The 15,323-nt window shown below is 66.1% G+C and carries 15 protein-coding genes and 1 pseudogene; 6 read left to right on the top strand and 10 right to left on the bottom strand.

What is annotated here, in order from left to right; translation table 11 throughout:
• Together VHL31_RS10745 and VHL31_RS10740 are read right to left on the bottom strand one after the other, a co-directional pair.
• Positions 1–1,490, bottom strand: a 1,490-nt coding sequence (locus tag VHL31_RS10745; RefSeq protein WP_329661207.1) for a type I secretion system permease/ATPase, incomplete at its 3' end; no start/stop codon positions are given.
• Positions 1,491–1,626: 136 nt separating this feature from the next.
• Positions 1,627–2,388, bottom strand: a complete 762-nt coding sequence (locus VHL31_RS10740; protein WP_329661206.1) for an SDR family oxidoreductase — start codon at positions 2,386–2,388, stop codon at positions 1,627–1,629.
• A gap of 189 nt (positions 2,389–2,577) precedes the next feature.
• Between VHL31_RS10740 and VHL31_RS10735 the strand changes: the two genes are divergently transcribed.
• Both VHL31_RS10735 and VHL31_RS10730 read left to right on the top strand, forming a co-directional pair.
• Positions 2,578–3,654: a putative zinc-binding peptidase gene (locus VHL31_RS10735; RefSeq protein WP_329661205.1), complete on the top strand. Its 1,077-nt coding sequence runs from the start codon at positions 2,578–2,580 to the stop codon at positions 3,652–3,654.
• Between the two features lie 135 nt (positions 3,655–3,789).
• Complete coding sequence (locus tag VHL31_RS10730; protein WP_329661204.1) at positions 3,790–4,497, top strand: BON domain-containing protein; 708 nt, start codon at positions 3,790–3,792, stop codon at positions 4,495–4,497.
• A gap of 171 nt (positions 4,498–4,668) precedes the next feature.
• On the opposite strand, the gene VHL31_RS10725 is transcribed toward VHL31_RS10730, so the two are convergent.
• Both VHL31_RS10725 and VHL31_RS10720 read right to left on the bottom strand, forming a co-directional pair.
• Positions 4,669–5,013, bottom strand: a complete 345-nt coding sequence (locus tag VHL31_RS10725) for a gamma-glutamylcyclotransferase family protein (protein WP_329661203.1) — start codon at positions 5,011–5,013, stop codon at positions 4,669–4,671.
• A 92-nt stretch (positions 5,014–5,105) separates the two neighbouring features.
• Positions 5,106–5,480, bottom strand: coding sequence for a nuclear transport factor 2 family protein (locus VHL31_RS10720; RefSeq protein ID WP_329661202.1), 375 nt, complete (start codon positions 5,478–5,480; stop codon positions 5,106–5,108).
• 101 nt (positions 5,481–5,581) lie between these two features.
• Between VHL31_RS10720 and VHL31_RS10715 the strand changes: the two are divergent.
• A pseudogene (locus VHL31_RS10715) lies at positions 5,582–6,034 on the top strand (MarR family winged helix-turn-helix transcriptional regulator); the annotation flags it as partial.
• 144 nt (positions 6,035–6,178) lie between these two features.
• On the opposite strand, the gene VHL31_RS10710 reads toward VHL31_RS10715, so the two are convergent.
• Entirely contained in the window at positions 6,179–7,069 is an 891-nt protein-coding gene (locus tag VHL31_RS10710) for a LysR family transcriptional regulator (RefSeq protein ID WP_329661200.1), read from the bottom strand.
• 129 nt (positions 7,070–7,198) lie between these two features.
• On the opposite strand from VHL31_RS10710, the gene VHL31_RS10705 reads away from it, so the two are divergent.
• Complete coding sequence (locus VHL31_RS10705; RefSeq protein WP_329661199.1) at positions 7,199–7,807, top strand: FMN-dependent NADH-azoreductase; 609 nt, start codon at positions 7,199–7,201, stop codon at positions 7,805–7,807.
• Positions 7,808–7,961: 154 nt separating this feature from the next.
• On the opposite strand, the gene VHL31_RS10700 is transcribed toward VHL31_RS10705, so the two are convergent.
• Genes VHL31_RS10700 through VHL31_RS10680 form a run of 5 tightly spaced genes read right to left on the bottom strand, consistent with a single transcriptional unit; the run spans position 7,962 to position 12,964 of the window.
• Positions 7,962–10,205 (bottom strand): N,N-dimethylformamidase beta subunit family domain-containing protein, encoded by a 2,244-nt coding sequence (locus VHL31_RS10700; protein WP_329661198.1) that lies wholly within the window; start codon positions 10,203–10,205, stop codon positions 7,962–7,964.
• 48 nt (positions 10,206–10,253) lie between these two features.
• Entirely contained in the window at positions 10,254–10,565 is a 312-nt protein-coding gene (locus VHL31_RS10695; RefSeq protein WP_329661197.1) for a hypothetical protein, read from the bottom strand.
• A gap of 6 nt (positions 10,566–10,571) precedes the next feature.
• The gene (locus VHL31_RS10690; protein ID WP_329661196.1) at positions 10,572–11,249 is read right to left on the bottom strand and encodes an HAD family phosphatase; all 678 of its coding nucleotides are present in this window, start codon (positions 11,247–11,249) and stop codon (positions 10,572–10,574) included.
• Positions 11,250–11,251: 2 nt separating this feature from the next.
• On the bottom strand, positions 11,252–12,052 hold the full coding sequence (locus VHL31_RS10685) for a BtpA/SgcQ family protein (RefSeq protein WP_349262408.1): 801 nt from the start codon (positions 12,050–12,052) through the stop codon (positions 11,252–11,254).
• Between the two features lie 36 nt (positions 12,053–12,088).
• A complete protein-coding gene (locus tag VHL31_RS10680) occupies positions 12,089–12,964 on the bottom strand; it encodes a DeoR/GlpR family DNA-binding transcription regulator (protein ID WP_329661194.1) in 876 nt (291 codons plus the stop codon).
• Between the two features lie 261 nt (positions 12,965–13,225).
• On the opposite strand from VHL31_RS10680, the gene VHL31_RS10675 reads away from it, so the two are divergent.
• Together VHL31_RS10675 and VHL31_RS10670 are read left to right on the top strand one after the other, a co-directional pair.
• Positions 13,226–14,011: an SDR family NAD(P)-dependent oxidoreductase gene (locus VHL31_RS10675; protein WP_329661193.1), complete on the top strand. Its 786-nt coding sequence runs from the start codon at positions 13,226–13,228 to the stop codon at positions 14,009–14,011.
• Between the two features lie 152 nt (positions 14,012–14,163).
• Positions 14,164–15,323, top strand: a 1,160-nt coding sequence (locus VHL31_RS10670) for an ABC transporter substrate-binding protein (RefSeq protein ID WP_329661192.1), incomplete at its 3' end; no start/stop codon positions are given.

Raw genomic sequence — 15,323 nt, 5'->3', positions numbered from 1 at the left:
GCATCGCCCTGACTGTCGAGATTGGCGTTGGGCTCGTCCAGCACGACCAGGCGCGGCCGGCCATAGAGCGCGCGCGCCAGGCCCAGCAGCTGGCGCTGCCCGCCCGACAGCGGCGCTCCGCCATCGGCGAGCCGCGTGTCGTAGCCCTGTGGCAGGCGCAGGATCATCTCGTGCGCGCCGGCCATCTTCGCCGCAGCCACCATGCCCTCCGCCGGCGCATCCGGCTGCATCCTGGCGATGTTCTGCGCCACTGTTGCCGCGAACAGCATCGGTTCCTGCGGCAGGTAGCCGACGGAGCGGCCCAGTTCGTCCCGCGGGTAGTGCTCCAGCGCCGCGCCATCCAGCCGCGCACAGCCCGCCTCCGGCGTGGCGATTCCTGTCAGCACGCGGCAGAGCGTGCTCTTGCCGGCCCCCGACGCGCCGACCACGGCCAAACAGTCTCCTTCGGCCAGCGCCAGGCTGATGTTGCGCAGGAGCGGGCGGCCATCGGCGGCATGCAGCGTCACGCCCTCCAGCGCGAGGCGACCCTTGGGCTCTGGCAGGCTGGTGCGGGCCGGCATCGGCGCACGGTCCAGGAGCTGGCGCAGCCGCTCCAGGCTCTCGCGCCCGAGTGCCACCTGCCGCCACACGCCCACCATCTGCTCGACCGGCGCCAGCGCCTTCCCGAGCAGGATCGAGGCGGCCATCATCCCGCCGGGTGTCAGTTCGTTCTGCAGGACCAGCCAGGCGCCAAGGCCCATGATCCCGCCCTGCACCGCCAGGCGGACCACCCGGGTCACGCCCATCACCAGGCCGCCCCGCTCGCTCATCTGCTGCTGGGCGAGCAATGCTTCGGCCTGCAGGCTACCGATCCTGTGGTGGAAGCTCGCGGCCATGCCCATGGACCGGATCGCATCGGCATGGCGGCCGATCGCGTCGGCCGTCACCTGCGCCTCGATCTGCGCCTGTCCGGCCCTGGCCTGGCTGGTCCTGGTGATCCTGGCGTTGAGCAGGGCCAGCGCCATCAGGAGGACGGCACTCGCCAGCCCGAAGATCGCCAGGCTCGGGTCGAGCATGGCGCTCGCGATCAGGGCCAGCGGCAGCCAGGGGGCGTCGAACAGGGCGGTGATCGCCGGGCCGGCCATCATCTGCCGGACCACGCCAAGGTCGCGCAGCCCCTGCGCGCCCGACACGCCCCGCTCAAGCGCCGCCTCGACCACCGGCCCGGTCATCTGCGCCTCGAAGCGGATCGCAAGGCGCGCCAGGATGCTGTTGCGCACCGCCTCGAACGCACCCAATGCCAGGAGCGCGAACAGGCCGATCCCGCTCAGGAGCAGCAGCGTCTCGACATGGCCGCTGGAGAGCACCCGGTCATAGAGCTGCAGGCTGTAGAGCGGCAGCGCCAGCATCAGCAAGTTCAGCGCGAAGCTTGCCGCCAGCGCCGGTAGCAGGCCGTTGCGCAGCGCCCGCACGGGCGAGATGTCCGCGTTCGTCTCGTCAGGCCGCCGCATCGTCGCTCACCTTCCACCGCCACCGCTTGGCATGGAGGGTGAGTAGGCGCGCCCTGTTTCACGATGACGGCACGGGAAGCCGCGGCTTGTTTCAATTGTTGCAGCCGCCGTTTCCTCCGTCAGGTGAACGTCCTGCTCAGATCGAGCCGGCTTCCACCATGTAGTTGTTGGCGGTGCACATGGCCGAGTCGTTGGAAGCCAGGAACAGCACCATCCGTGCCAGGTAGACGGGCTCGATCGGGAAGGGCAGGCACTGCCGCTCCATCGTCTTCTCCAGGAGCTCCGGCGTCACCCACAGTTCCTTTTGCCGCTCGGTCATCACCCAGCCCGGCACCACCGTGTTCACGCGGATCCGGTGCTTGCCGAGGTCGCGTGCGAACGAGCGGGTCATGCCGTGAACGGCTGCCTTGGCGCTGGTATAGACCGGCATCCCTCCGCTCGCCTGCCACCAGGAGTTCGAGCCGAAATTGATGATCGAGCCCTTGCCGGCCGCGATCATGCCCGGTGCCACTGCCTGCGTGGCGAAGAACATGTGGCGCAGGTTCACCGAGATCCGCTCGTCATAGTATTCGGGCGTCACCGCCTCCCAGCCATGCCGGTCGTCGCGCGCCGCGTTGTTGACGAGCACGGTCGCTGGCCCCAACTCCGCCTCCAGCGCCTTGAACGCCGCCTGCAGGGCCGGGATGTCGCGCAGGTCGCAGGGCTGGAAGGCAACGCTGACGCCCTTGGTCTTCAACTCGTCCGCGACCGACCGGCCACCCTTCTCGTCGATGTCGATGAAGCCGACCTTGGAGCCCTGCTCGCCGAAGGCCCGCACGATCTCCAGCCCGATGCCCGACGCGCCGCCCGTGACGAACACGACGGCGTCCTTCAAGCTCGGATAGTTGGCGAATGACATGGGCCTGGCCTCCTCTTGCTGATCTGTGCGCACCGTTCGCCCCGGCGGCAGGCGCCGTCAATGGCATGCGCCCCATTCCCCGGCCGACGTCGCGTCGAATTCATCCACCGCACCGCAACCTCCTTGGCACCGGCACGTTTCAGCGTCCGGACCTTGTGGAACATTCCGGTTGAACCGGCGAGAAAGACGATGAAACTTTTCGAGTGCCAGCATTGCGGGCAACTGCTTTATTTCGAGAACACGACCTGCGTGCGCTGCGGACACCGGCTGGGCTATCTTCCTGACGATGCGATGCTGTCGGCCCTGGAGCCGGACGGCGACGAGTGGCGCCCGCTGTTCGCCCTGGAGCGTCGACTGAAGTTCTGCGAGAACGCGCAGCACGACCTTTGCAACTGGATGGTTCCGGAAGGCAGCGAGGAGACCCTCTGCAAGGCCTGCCGGCACAACCGCACGGTACCCGATCTGTCGGTGCCGGAGAACCTGGACCGGTGGCGCAAGATCGAGGCGGCCAAGCACCGCCTGTTCTATACGCTGATCGCGCTCAAGCTCCCGCTCGACAACCTGGACGACGATCCCGACCACGGACTGGCCTTCGACTTCCTGTCCGACAAGCCGACCGGCCCGGCCCAGGCCAAGCCGCCGCAAGTGCTGACCGGCCACGACCAGGGCCTGATCACGCTCAATATCGCGGAGGCCGACGACGTCCACCGCGAGAAGACCCGCCACGAGATGGGCGAGCCCTACCGCACGCTGCTCGGCCACTTCCGCCACGAGGTCGGCCACCATTACTGGGACATCCTGGTAGCCGCGAACCCCGTCGCCCTGGAGAAATGCCGCGAGGTGTTCGGCGACGAGCGCGAGGACTATGGCGAGGCGCTCAAGCGCCACTATGCCGAGGGTGCCCCCGCCGACTGGCAGGAGAACTATGTCAGCTCCTATGCGACCACCCATCCCTGGGAGGACTTTGCGGAAACTTGGACCCACTACCTCCATATCGTGGACACGCTGGAAACCGCGCGCGCCTTCGGCCTGAAGATCGAGCCCAGGGTCAGCAACCTCGAGCCTGAGCTCACCACCGACATGCAGGTCCGTCCCACCCGTGCGAAGGACGTCCAGGAGCTGATCGATGCCTGGCTGCCGCTCACCTTCGCGGTCAACAGCCTGAACCGCTCGATGGGCCAGCCCGACCTCTACCCCTTCATCCTGTCGCCCGCGGTGATCGACAAGCTCGCCTTCATCCACGACCTCGTGCACCGCAAGTTCTGACGACGGGACATGCTCGGCGTGGTGCCCTGTGCCGAGTAACCTGCATGGCCGCCTGAATGGAACCTCGTCCAACGCGGTTTTTTGAATCGCGCAGAGGGCCAAAACGGCTTGCATGTCAGGAAGAGGTTCAAGATCATGACATACAACGATCGGTTTCGTGGCTGGCAGGATGACCGGGACGACTATCGTGGCCGGGAGCGCGGCGGCGATCGGGGTCGCGGACATTATCCGGCCGAGGAGCGTGACTTCGCCCGGCGCGACGATGACCGCTTCTATGACAGTGGCCAGGGCGACTGGGACCGCGGCAGCCCGCGTGGCAGCTTCAGTGGCCATGGGCTGACCGGCCAGATGTATGGCGCGGATGTCGGCCGGGGCTACGGGGGCCGTGGGCAGGACCGCGGCTTCGGCGGCTATGGCCGCGAGTCGTATGGCGGCCAGCGCGGCTTCAACGAGGACCGCGGCTTCTTCGAGCGCGCCGGCGACGAGATCGCGACCTGGTTCGGCAGCGACGACGCCGAGCGCCGCCGCCGCCAGGACGCCCGCCAAGGCGACGAGGGCGCCCAGCATCACCGTGGCAAGGGCCCGCGCGGCTACACCCGCTCGGACGACCGCATCCGCGAGGACGTCCAGGACCGCCTGACCGACGATCCCTATCTCGACGCCACCGAGATCGAGGTGACCATCGCCAGCGGCGAGGTGACCCTGAACGGCACCGTCAACAGCCGCAACGACAAGCGGCGCGCCGAGGACATCGCCGACAACATCTCCGGCGTGAAGCACGTGCAGAACAACCTGCGCGTCCAGCCCCAGGCAGCCGTCGGCGAAAGTACCCGGGTGCTCTGACGCTCCGTCAGTTCAGCACGCGTTGAGGAAGCACGGCGTCACCAGCAGGTGGCGCCGTTCTTTTGCCCGGTCACTGGATGCGCACCGCGGACAATCCACCATGGTCGTCATGGCCGGGCTCGGCCCAACCATCCAGTCTTCCGGGCGGCTCCGGCAACCATCGCACCCGACTCACGTGGCGAGTGCATAGATCCAGGCGTCCATCTCGCCTTCGTCGGTCACCACCCGTGCGACCACCCGCCGGTAACCATCGCCCTCGAAGGCATCCAGACGCTCCCAGTGCTGGGGCAACACCGCCGACTCGAAGACATGAACCTCGACAACCGGCCCCTCCAGATCCAGCACCAGTCCCGGATGCCCCAGCGACGCTCCCCAACCGGCCTCGACCAGCCTGCCCCTCACCACACCCCGCAGCCAGCGCCCCTCCAGCGCCGCAAGCTGGTGATGATTGACCCGGCCGGGTGCGAGCGAGCCGTAGGTGGCAAGGCGGACGTCCGCTGCTTTGCCTTTCGTCATTCCACCTCGCTACGACAATCTTGCCGCCAACCTACTCTCAGGCGTCGTCCTCGCCACCTCCATCGCGCGCTGGCTCTGCATAGGCCTGTGCACTAGGCGGCATCCTGGATGTCGAAGCGCGCCACCTTGCCTTCTCGAAGACGGAAGACGTGTCCGACCGTCTTGTCCTTCAATCCATGCGTCTGCCCCTGGAGCGGCTTGCCTTCGAGATCGCGGACGGACTGCCGGACCTCTGCGATGATCGCGCCGTCCGCGGTCCGATGGAAGCCCACGGGCTCGACATGCGGACTGACCATGGCCCACTGGCGCGTCCAGTACGCGCGTACGGCCTCGCGGCCATGGACGTGGCCGCCATCCATCCCGTTGGCCCAGGCGACATCATCGGCGAGCGCGGCCAGCACGCCGTCAATGTCACGCGCGTTGAAGCGGTCGTAGATGCGTTCAAGGACTTTGACGTCATCGTCCATCGGGTCTCTCCTTGCGTGGCGCGGGCGTTGCGGTAAAAGCCAGCGGGTTTACATATGCACGTATGTATCGGGGCTGCAGTGGGTGCAAGGGGTGTGGTGCGATGGACCTGGATGTGCTCTCGACGCCCGGGCACCTGATCAGCCTTGCGGCGCGCGGGTTTGCCCGCCTCAGCGAGGCGCGGCTGAAGCCACTTGGCTTCGGCGTTGGGCATCTGCCGGTGCTGGTCGCACTTCAGGATGGCCAAGCATGCACGCAGCGTGATCTCGCCCGCTTTGCCAAGATCGAGCAGCCGCCGATGGCACAGATGCTCGCCCGCATGGAGCGTGACGGGCTGATCCAGCGTGCGCCCGACCCGACTGATGGGCGCAGCAGCCGCATCACGCTCACGGAGGCCGCGAAAGCGCGCCTGCCGGACGCAGTTGCTGTCTTGCTTCGGGGTAATCGTGAGGTATTGCACGACTTCACGGGCGAGGAGGCCAAGCTGCTCGTAGCGCTGCTGACGCGCCTGATCGCAAACCTTGATCAGGTCGCGAGCGCCGAAGCGTCGCCCGGCACGCCGACGTCCCGGAAGGAGGACTTACCGGACCGTCCGTCAGCAGGCCGATCGAGTTCCGAGCCCAGGATCTAGAAGCCTTACCAACTGGACGGTCATGTTGCGTGCGAGACGAACAGGGTCGATATGCCGATCCTGCCGCCCTCAGGTGCGCAGCACCTCCGCCAAAAAATCGATCATCGCCCGCACCGCCGGCAGGATCCCCCGCCGCGACGTGAACACGAGATGCTGCATGCCTTCGCCCGCATGCCAGTCCGGCAGGATCCGCACGAGCCTGCCATCGCCTAGCGGCTCGCGCACCATCTGGCCCGGGACGAAGCCGACGCCGATCCCCTGGACCACACTCTCCATCAGGATGTGGAAGTCGGTCGTCGCCAGCCTGGGCTCGTGCGGGAAGGTGATGGTCTTGCCGTCAGGCCCGTGCAGCGGCCAGCTCGTTTCGCCAAGCTGCTCCGTGTGCCCCAGCGTCGGAAGCCCGAGGAGATCGTCCGGTGTCGTCGGCACCCGCCGACCAGCCAGGAGGGCCGGGCTCGCCACGCCGACCAGCGTGCTGACCCCCAGCACCTTCACGATCAGGTTCGGGTCCATTTCCGTGCGTGGCCGCACACGATAGGCCACGTCGATCCGCTCCTCGACCAGGTCGAGCGGCCGGCTCGCGATCACGAACTGGACCCTGACCTTCGGATAGGCGGCAAGGAAGCGCGGCAGGGCTTCTGCCAGCTCGCGCGACAGCCCCGGCGGGCAGCCGACCCGCACCAGCCCCTGGGGCTGCGCCTGCAGCCTCGTTGCCGCCTCGTCCGCGGCCTCCGCGGCGGCCATCATCTCCTGGCAATGACGGTAATACTGCGCGCCGATGTCGGTGACGCTGACCTTGCGGGTCGACCGTTCCAGGAGGCGGACGCGCAGCTGCTCCTCCAGCCGCGCGATCCGCCGGCTGAGGTTGGACTTCGGCAGCTTGAGCACCCGTGCCGCCGGGGAGAAGCCCCCGTGCCGCACTACCGCCGCAAAACAGGCCAGGTCGTTCAGGTCGCGCATGGCTGCTCGATCGTTCTACTGGTGGAACGGTCTGTTCGAGAACAGGCCGCTAATCGCGTGATCGTTCCGTGGCTACCTCTGATGCCAGCAAGGCGCAGCGCGCGCCACGGAAGAACGAAGGGTACCGCGATGAAGCTGCTGCATGTCGATTCCAGCATCCTGGGCGAAAGCTCGGTCAGCCGCGCGCTCTCGGCTGAGCTGGTCCACAAGCTGGCCCGCACCATCCCCGGCCTGGAGATCCGCTACCGCGATCTCGCCGCGGAGCCCGTGCCGCATCTGTCCGGCGCCTATCTCGCCGGGGCGTCCATCGAGGCAGCGGACCGCGCTCCTGAGCTGCAGCAGGACCTGGCGCTTGGCAGCGAGCTGCTGGAGGAATTCCTGGCCGCCGACATCGTCGTGATCGGCGCGCCCATGTACAATTTCTCGATCAGCAGCCAGCTCAAGGCCTGGCTGGACCGGCTGGCCGTCGTCGGCAAGACGTTCCGCTACACCGGGAATGGGCCGGAGGGCCTGGCTGGCGGCAAGCGCATGGTCGTGGCCTCGTCGCGCGGCGGCTTCTATGCCGGCACGTCCCTGGACGCCATTGAACACCAGGAGTCCTACCTGAAGGCCTTCTTCGGCTTCCTCGGGATCGACGACATCCAGTTCGTGCGCGCCGAGGGCATCGCACTCGGTGCCGAGCAGCGGACCCGTTCGGTCGAGGCGGCCAGGCAGGAGATCACGCTGCTGGCGGCCTGATCGACAAGACGTACCGCGCCGTTGGTTTCATGCTATGCTCCCTGTCCGCTTCATCCAGGAGCAGACAGGGAGTGCGCAACCTTCAGATGTCGTTCTGCATGAACGAACCCGAGGACATAAAGAGAATCAGCGGGTTAGACTTCTTTCGACACGCTCAGGGCGCCTCGAAAGGGGCGGGTTCCAAAAACCGCCTGAGCACGTTGCCGGTGATCCTGGCGACGTTGTTGTCGTAACCATTCCACGACAACGAGCCGGCCCAGGCGATCGAGCCCGTCGAGAACACCGCCCCGCCCGACGAGGTCTCGAAGAACACCATGTCGGCGCGGACCTTGTCGTGCTGGTCTCCGCCTGCCGCCACCGGCATGACCAGCACCTCTTCCTTGGTGACGATCGTGAGCGGCGTATGCCCCTCCGAGGTCGCGAGGCACAAGGCATGGTGGGGCGTGCCCAGCTTGTGGTTCATGGCATCCAGCTCGATGCCGGCCGCACCCCCGCCGATCAGCCCGAAATCGCCGATGATCTCGTCCGGCACATCCTGGAAGATGAAGCCCGCCCGCGGGCTGTCGGCCCCCGGCTGGCGCCGGAAGTAGCCCGACATGTCGAAACCCTGCGCCACGAAGCCGATGCCGGCGATCAGGTTGGGCGGACGCCCGACCCGGCGCCACAAGCCCCCGAACTCGCCGTTGAAGCTCTGGTAGTACTCGCCCGGATCGGCCTCCCAGGTCCGCGTCCCGTCCTCGGCCCGCCGCACCTCGATCACGCCCGGCAGGCTCTGATGGAACGCCACCCGCCAGTACCAGCCGTTGCCGCCCATGTAGATGAGCCGGCCACCTTGCCCCAGGAACGCCTTCATCGCGTCCCACATGGCGGTCGAATGGTACTCGGGATGCGTGCCCGTCACGACGACCTGATAGCCCTCGAGCAGCTCGAAGCCGTCCTCGTGCAGGTCCTCGTCGGTGATGATGTCGTAGTCGACCTGCAGGTGCTCCAGCCAGGCGAAGATGTGGGTGTCGCCGTTGAACTGGTAGAGCGCCGAGCCGTGGCTGCCGAGCCAGGAATGGTAGCGCGGCCGCATGTTCAGCACCGGCCTGAGCCGGCTTGAGTAGCAGACGCCGCTGCCGTCGGCGTGCTTGTCGTAGAGCGAGGCGCACAGCTCCGGGTGCTCGTGCAGGTAGACGTCGGCGTGCTGCAGGTTGAGCAGCCGGTTCATGCCCGTCTCCGCACCCCGGTCCATCAGGACCTGGCTGTCGTTGGCATAGGCGATGTAGGAGTTAGTCGGCGCCAGGAAGGCCAGCTTCGGCCGCCCCTTGCGCTTGGCCTTCTCCCTCGGCGGGCGGACGTAGAACGGGATGAAGTCCTCGTTCGTGGCGTACTCGCTGTTCTCGCCGGCCTTCACATGGACGGCATAGGGTCCGCTGCGGAAATCCTCCGGCACCTTCCAGGTGAACGAGGTCGTCCAGTTCGCGTCGTACAGGTCGTCCTGGTGGAAGTGGATCGCCCCATACTCCTCCGGGCGCTGCTTCCAGTCATGGACCTGACCGGTCCAGTTGAACCCGGTCATGGCACGCGCCGGCAGCTCCCTCAGCTCGCCATGCTGCCGCCGTGGTCCGATGTCGGTCGCGACCGTGCCTTCCATGCCGATCGAGAAGTCCCAGGCGGCGATGACGGCACTGCCGTGGCCGGGTGGCAGCGGCCGGTCCAGGTAGGGCTGCTGCAGCTCGACCGGCACGCTCGCCGCGAGCAGCGTCGGCCGGTCGATCTTGCCGTTGAAATGATCCTCGACGCGCGTGCTGGACGGCGCACCCGCCAGATACAGGTCACTGCCCGCAAAGGAAGCCTCGGCGGCCAGGGTCGCCTGCGCCTCTTCCGGCACTTTCCTCATTGGGAAGTCCCGTAGCATCTCAGCGCCGAGCGTCACCTCCGTGACGTTCACCGTCACGGCCACCCGGTACCAGTGCCGGTCCAGGAGCGGCGTGGACAGCTGGACCCGGCTGTCGCCTACCTCCAGCACGAGCCTTCCACCTGGCTCGATCAGCAGCCGCAGGGGCGTGCCACCGCCGTCCAGTGCCAGGATCACCTGCCGCAGCGGGCTCTTGATGTAGGTGGGCCAGATGGCAGCCATGAAGGTGAGGGGAGCACCCTCCTCGATCCCGCTCAGGCCACGCACGACCATATAGGAGCCGGCGTCCGTGGACTGCTTGCTGCCCTCGTACCAGCCCTCGATGTCGCTCGGCACCGGATCGACCCTGAAGCCGGGTCCCTCCGGATTGCAGTCCCCGTTCACCAGCCGGACGATACGCGCAAAGTAACGTTGATTCTCTTCCGCCGAGATCTTGCAGGTCAGCGTCTCGCCAGGGGCGACCGAGATCTCTTGCGTGTAACCGAGGATCTTGAACAAGGACGGCTCCCGAGGTGCAGCGGGCAAGTAGGTCTGGACGAACGGGCCTCAGCGATTGTCGATCTTCTCGCCAGTCGCCTCTTCCCAGCGCCGGCAGAACACGTGCCACTCGGCCTCTTCGCGGCTCTCGAACACGATGCGGTCGTCGATCTCGATCGCCTCCCACCGGTTCTTGGGCAGCCACGCGATCACCCACTGCTTGAACGGGACGGTCATCAGGATGGTGAGCTGCCGCCCGTCCTTGCTGCGCCTGAGCGAATTGAGCACGCGCTGCAGGCCCGGGCTGTGATGGCCCATCAGGTTCTTGCGGAACTCCTCGACATAGACCCGGTCCTGCTCGGGGTCGATCTTGTAGGCCATCAGTAACTACCTTGCAGCAGCCGGCATGGTGACGAGCGACAGCACCTCGTCCAGCCGGTGGATCACCCGGTCGGCCAGGACGTGGAACTCCGGCTTGGCGGCGATATGGTGGTTGGAGGCGAAGCCGATCGTATGCAGTCCGGCTGCCCGTGCTGCCATGAGCCCGGTGATACTGTCCTCGATGGCAACGGCCCGTTCCGGCGCCACGCCCAGCAGGGTACAGGCGCGGGCGTATGGCTCGGGCGCCGGCTTGCCCTCCTTCACGTCGTCCAGCGTCACCGTCGCTTGGAGGAAAGGCAGGATGTCCAGGGTCATCAGATTGGCTGCAACCACCACGCCAGCCGAGTTGGTGGCGCACGCCTGCTTCATGCCGGCGGCATGAAGCGTGCTCACGATCCGCTGTGCATCCGGCATCGCCGTCAGGCTGCCCTGGTCGGCCACGTACTCGGCATCCAGGTCCGCCAGCCAAGCCTCGCGGCTGACCGTGGGCGGGAAGCGGTGGGCGACCGCGTTCCAGACATCATACTGGTGGACGCCAACGAACACGCCGGCATCCAGATCAGACAGGTCGACGCCGTGCCGCCGGCAGGTGGCGTAGAACACCCGCTCGTGCAGCGGCTCGCTGTCGACGAGCGTGCCGTCCATGTCCCAGACGACAGCATCGACGCTGAAGGGCTGCGCCATGGTCAGCGCAGCGTCCCGACCTTGTCCATGAAGCGGCGCACACGATCCGGATCGACAGCGTTCCAGGTGTTGCCGTCGACCTTGAAGTGCGTGCCGATGATGCAGCCGTCGGAGATCTTCAGCGTCTCCTCGACATTGTCGATCCGCACGCCCGTGTTGGCGAACACCGGCGTGTCCGGCAGCGTCTCGCGCACCCGGCGCAACTCCGACTGGTCCGCTTCCTGCCCCGTGATCGGCCCGGACACCAGGATGGCATCGGCCATGGACGAGAACACCGCGCTCTTGGCGCGCATCTCGATCGGACGGCGGTCGAGCGAATCCGCGAACTCGGCATTGATGTTGAAGAACAGCTTCAGATCCGGTCGCCCCAGGTTGCGCCTGGCAAGAAAGGCACCTTTGCAGTCCGGCGCCCACACGCCCATGTCCGAGGCATAGACGCCCGTGAAGATCTCGCGCACGAACTTGGCACCCGTGGCCACGGCGATCTCGACGCTGGCGGTCGGGTCCCAGAGATAGTTCACGCCGAACGGCACGGTCATCTCCGGCTTCACGGTCGAGATGATCGAGCTCATCGCAACGGCGGAGGCGAGCGGGGCCTTCAGCGAGTAGGGCCGGTCGTTCTCGTTGCCGAACATGACGGCATCGACGCCGCCCTCCTGCAGCGCGCGAAGATCGGCCAGTACGCCATCGACCAGCTTCGCCATCCCGCCCTTCTCGTCATAGAGGGGCGTTCCCGGCAGAGCACCGATATGCACCATGGCGATGACGAGCTTCTTCCGCTCACGCAACAGATCGAACACGATCGAACAACCTTTCCAATAGCGACGCGTCGGAAGTCCCTACGCGTCCAGTTCCCGTTCACTCTCGGCGACGACGATGTTCACCCCGTGACGGCGGAGCGGTTCCTCGATGTCGGGCGGCGGCATCTGGTCCGTCACCAAGGTGGAGATCGACTCCAATCCGCACACCCGCGCAAAGCTCCGGCGCCCGAACTTGCTGCTGTCGCACAGCACGATCACCTCGGTGGCCCGCCGAATGTAGCCCAGGGTCACCTGGACCTCCTCGACCGAATAGTCGAACAGTCCGTCGGGATTGATGCCGGCCACGCCGACGAACGCCTTGTTCAGCCAGTGGTCCGCGAGCTGTCGCTGCGTGATGGCGCCGCAGAGCGAGCCCTCGCGCGCCCGCAGATACCCGCCCACGACATAAACGTCCGACATCACCGGCCTGCGGGTGAGGGCAGCCACCGCCTGCAGGCTGTTCGTGACGATGCTGAGCCCGCTGCGCGACCCGATCTCCGCGGCGAGGTAGGCGATGCTCGAGCCCACATCGAGCCCGACCACGTCCCGCTCCGCGATCAACTCGGCAGCCGCGCGTGCGATCGCCTGCTTCGCTTTGGCACGCACATTGCGTCTGGCAGCGAAGGACGGTTCGGAAGGGGCAATTGCCGGCTTCGCGAGCACGGCCCCGCCATGAGACCGCTCAATGGAGCCACTCTGCTGCAAAACATCCAGATCCCGACGCACCGTCATCTCGGAGATCCCGAACTCCTTAGCGATGTCGGACACCGACACCTCGCCGCGTTCGGTGATGGCAGCGTGCAGCGCCCGGCGACGCGCTGCCGCAATGACGGCGCTGCCCCGGCGGCTTTCGGTTTCGCTGGCGGGCGGGATGGCCGGCGAGATGGCGGGACGCTCCGACCTGCCGTCCATCATGCCGCTCCTTCTTGCTGCGGTGCCTCGTCGAACGGCACGTTTTCATGGTGCCCCGACGATAGCTTCGGATTGTTCACGCCGCAACGCTATCGCACAAACTCGAACAGCAAGTTTGTGTTAGAAAATGTTTGACCTACCGCCTGATATCGATAGCCTTCCTCCAGGCGGAGTTGCTTGGCACGGGGTTGTTATCGGCCCCTGCTGCCGTTCGCTTCCGCTTGTTTCGATGATGCGCGCCTCAGCGGACGACAGGGGAAGCCATTGACCGGTATCGGCGTCGACCTGGCTGGTAAGACTGCCATCGTCACTGGAGGCGGCACCGGCATCGGGCTGGCGATCGCTCGGACGCTTGCCGATCATGGGGTGCGGATCGTGATCGCCGATCTGGACCTTCCGTCGGCCGAGCGGACAGCCGGGTCTCTGGGGGCGACTCATGCCGCCGTCGAGATGGACGTGCGCAGGCGCGACAGCGTCGAACGAGGTTTCGAGACGGCCCTCGGGCATCTGGGAGCCTTGGACTACCTCGTTGCCAATGCCGGCGTGTCGACGATGAACCGGGCGGTCGATCTGACCGACGAGGAATGGGACTTCAACTTCGACGTCAACGCACGCGGTGTGTTCCTGACCAACCAGTACGCCGCCCGTTACTTTCTCCAGTCCGAGCGCAAGGGCGTGATCTGCAATACGGCTTCGCTGGCCGCCAAGGTCGGCGCGCCGCTGCTCGCGCACTACTCCGCCAGCAAGTTCGCCGTGTTCGGCTGGACTCAGGCGCTGGCGCGGGAGCTGGCCCCCAAGGGCATCCGGGTGAACTGCGTCTGTCCGGGCTTTGTGAGGACGGGGATGCAGGAGCGCGAGGTCATCTGGGAGGCGAAGCTCCGGGGCATGTCGCCCGAGCAGGTGATCGCCGAGTACGTCGCCATGACGCCACTCGGTCGCCTGGAAACGCCGGAAGATGTCGCAGGCGTCGTTGCGTTTCTTCTCTCGGATGCGGCGCGCTTCATGACCGGGCAGGGGATCAATGTAACCGGCGGGGTCTATACGGGATGACATGATCTGGCCGCCGACTGCTTTTGTCGGGGATCCTGTTCTTCATCTCGATGACCGCGGCGTTGGGCCGACGTTGTACATGTGGCTTGGCAGTATCCGTCTCGTAGTCCGCGTGATTACAGGCGATAATGGTTCGAAATGCGGAGGAAGACATGAAACGGCGTGATTTTGGTTTGCTGGCAGGTGCTGCCGGCGTCGCGTTGATGAGTGGAGCCTCCCGGGCTTCCGCGCAGGGAATGGACCTGAAGCCGACCAGCGGCGAGACGGTCTACATGCGCGGCTGGAACTTCCGCACCGACGTGGTGCAGGCGAACGTCGCCCGCTACAACAACGAGCTTGGCGGCCACGTCGACTACGCCACCGTCACGGGCGACTATCCTGCCCTGATGGAACAGAACCTGATGGCGGGCGCGCAACTCGACGTGTTGTACGCCAATCCATCCTCGGCCTGCCGCTACTATGACGCAGGCTGGGTGGTGCCAGTCGACGAGCAGCCGAACTTTGCCGAGATCGACGCGGAGCTCTATCCGAACCTGAAGGACGCCTGGAGCTACAAGGGCAAGCTCCTGGGCCTGTCCTACTTCGCCAGCACGCGCGGCACGATCGTCCTGAACCGCAAGCTCTGGGAAGAGAACGGCTTCACTGACGCCGACATGCCGAAGAACTGGGACGAGCTCTACGATCTCGTCTACAAGATGAAGGACAAGGGGATCGAGACGCCGTTCCTGCCGCACTGGTTCGGCGAGTGGTTCGGCATCTCCTGGGGCTTCGTGCTTGAGGTGATCAATCGCGGCGGCACCATTGCCGATGCGGAGACCCACAAGCCGACCATCACCACCGACGAGGACGGCCCGTACTACAAGACGCTCGCCGCCTGGAAGAAGCTCTGGCAGTCAGGAATGGTCTCCCAGGAGGTCTTCACCTTCAACGAGGGCGGTTACATCGACGCTTTCGCGTCCGGCCGCTACATGATCAGCCCGCAGCAGATCTACGACATCGAGACCTTCAACCGCCCGGGCCGCTCGCAGATCGCAGGAAGCTGCAGCCTCGTGCCGATGGCCGACCAGCCCTGGGGCATCATCGACAGCGGCCTCTACGTCATGAGCGCCCGCGAGCGCTCCGAGGCATTGACCGAGGACGTCAAGAAGTTCGCCTCCTGGTACGGATTTAAGGACCAGAACGGCAAGTTTGCCATCGCCCAGAATTGGATGCAGGAGAACATGCTGTTCTCCGGCTACAAGTCGGTGATGGAAAGCCCCGAGACGGCAGAACGCGTCAAGAAGGCAATCGTGCGGCCCGAGGACTATGAGGC

It is taken from the genome of Geminicoccus sp., from assembly GCF_036263595.1.
GTDB lineage: Bacteria > Pseudomonadota > Alphaproteobacteria > Geminicoccales > Geminicoccaceae > Geminicoccus.
This window is presented reverse-complemented; position numbering and strand designations above follow the sequence as displayed.

Excerpts from the sequence above, each read along its gene's own strand:
- VHL31_RS10740 (WP_329661206.1), bottom strand. The coding sequence starts at position 2,388 with ATGTCATTCGCCAACTATCCGAGCTTGAAGGACGCCGTCGTGTTCGTC.
- VHL31_RS10735 (WP_329661205.1), top strand. The coding sequence starts at position 2,578 with ATGAAACTTTTCGAGTGCCAGCATTGCGGGCAACTGCTTTATTTCGAG.
- VHL31_RS10730 (WP_329661204.1), top strand. The coding sequence starts at position 3,790 with ATGACATACAACGATCGGTTTCGTGGCTGGCAGGATGACCGGGACGAC.
- VHL31_RS10725 (WP_329661203.1), bottom strand. The coding sequence starts at position 5,013 with ATGACGAAAGGCAAAGCAGCGGACGTCCGCCTTGCCACCTACGGCTCG.
- VHL31_RS10720 (WP_329661202.1), bottom strand. The coding sequence starts at position 5,480 with ATGGACGATGACGTCAAAGTCCTTGAACGCATCTACGACCGCTTCAAC.
- VHL31_RS10710 (WP_329661200.1), bottom strand. The coding sequence starts at position 7,069 with ATGCGCGACCTGAACGACCTGGCCTGTTTTGCGGCGGTAGTGCGGCAC.
- VHL31_RS10705 (WP_329661199.1), top strand. The coding sequence starts at position 7,199 with ATGAAGCTGCTGCATGTCGATTCCAGCATCCTGGGCGAAAGCTCGGTC.
- VHL31_RS10695 (WP_329661197.1), bottom strand. The coding sequence starts at position 10,565 with ATGGCCTACAAGATCGACCCCGAGCAGGACCGGGTCTATGTCGAGGAG.
- VHL31_RS10690 (WP_329661196.1), bottom strand. The coding sequence starts at position 11,249 with ATGGCGCAGCCCTTCAGCGTCGATGCTGTCGTCTGGGACATGGACGGC.
- VHL31_RS10680 (WP_329661194.1), bottom strand. The coding sequence starts at position 12,964 with ATGATGGACGGCAGGTCGGAGCGTCCCGCCATCTCGCCGGCCATCCCG.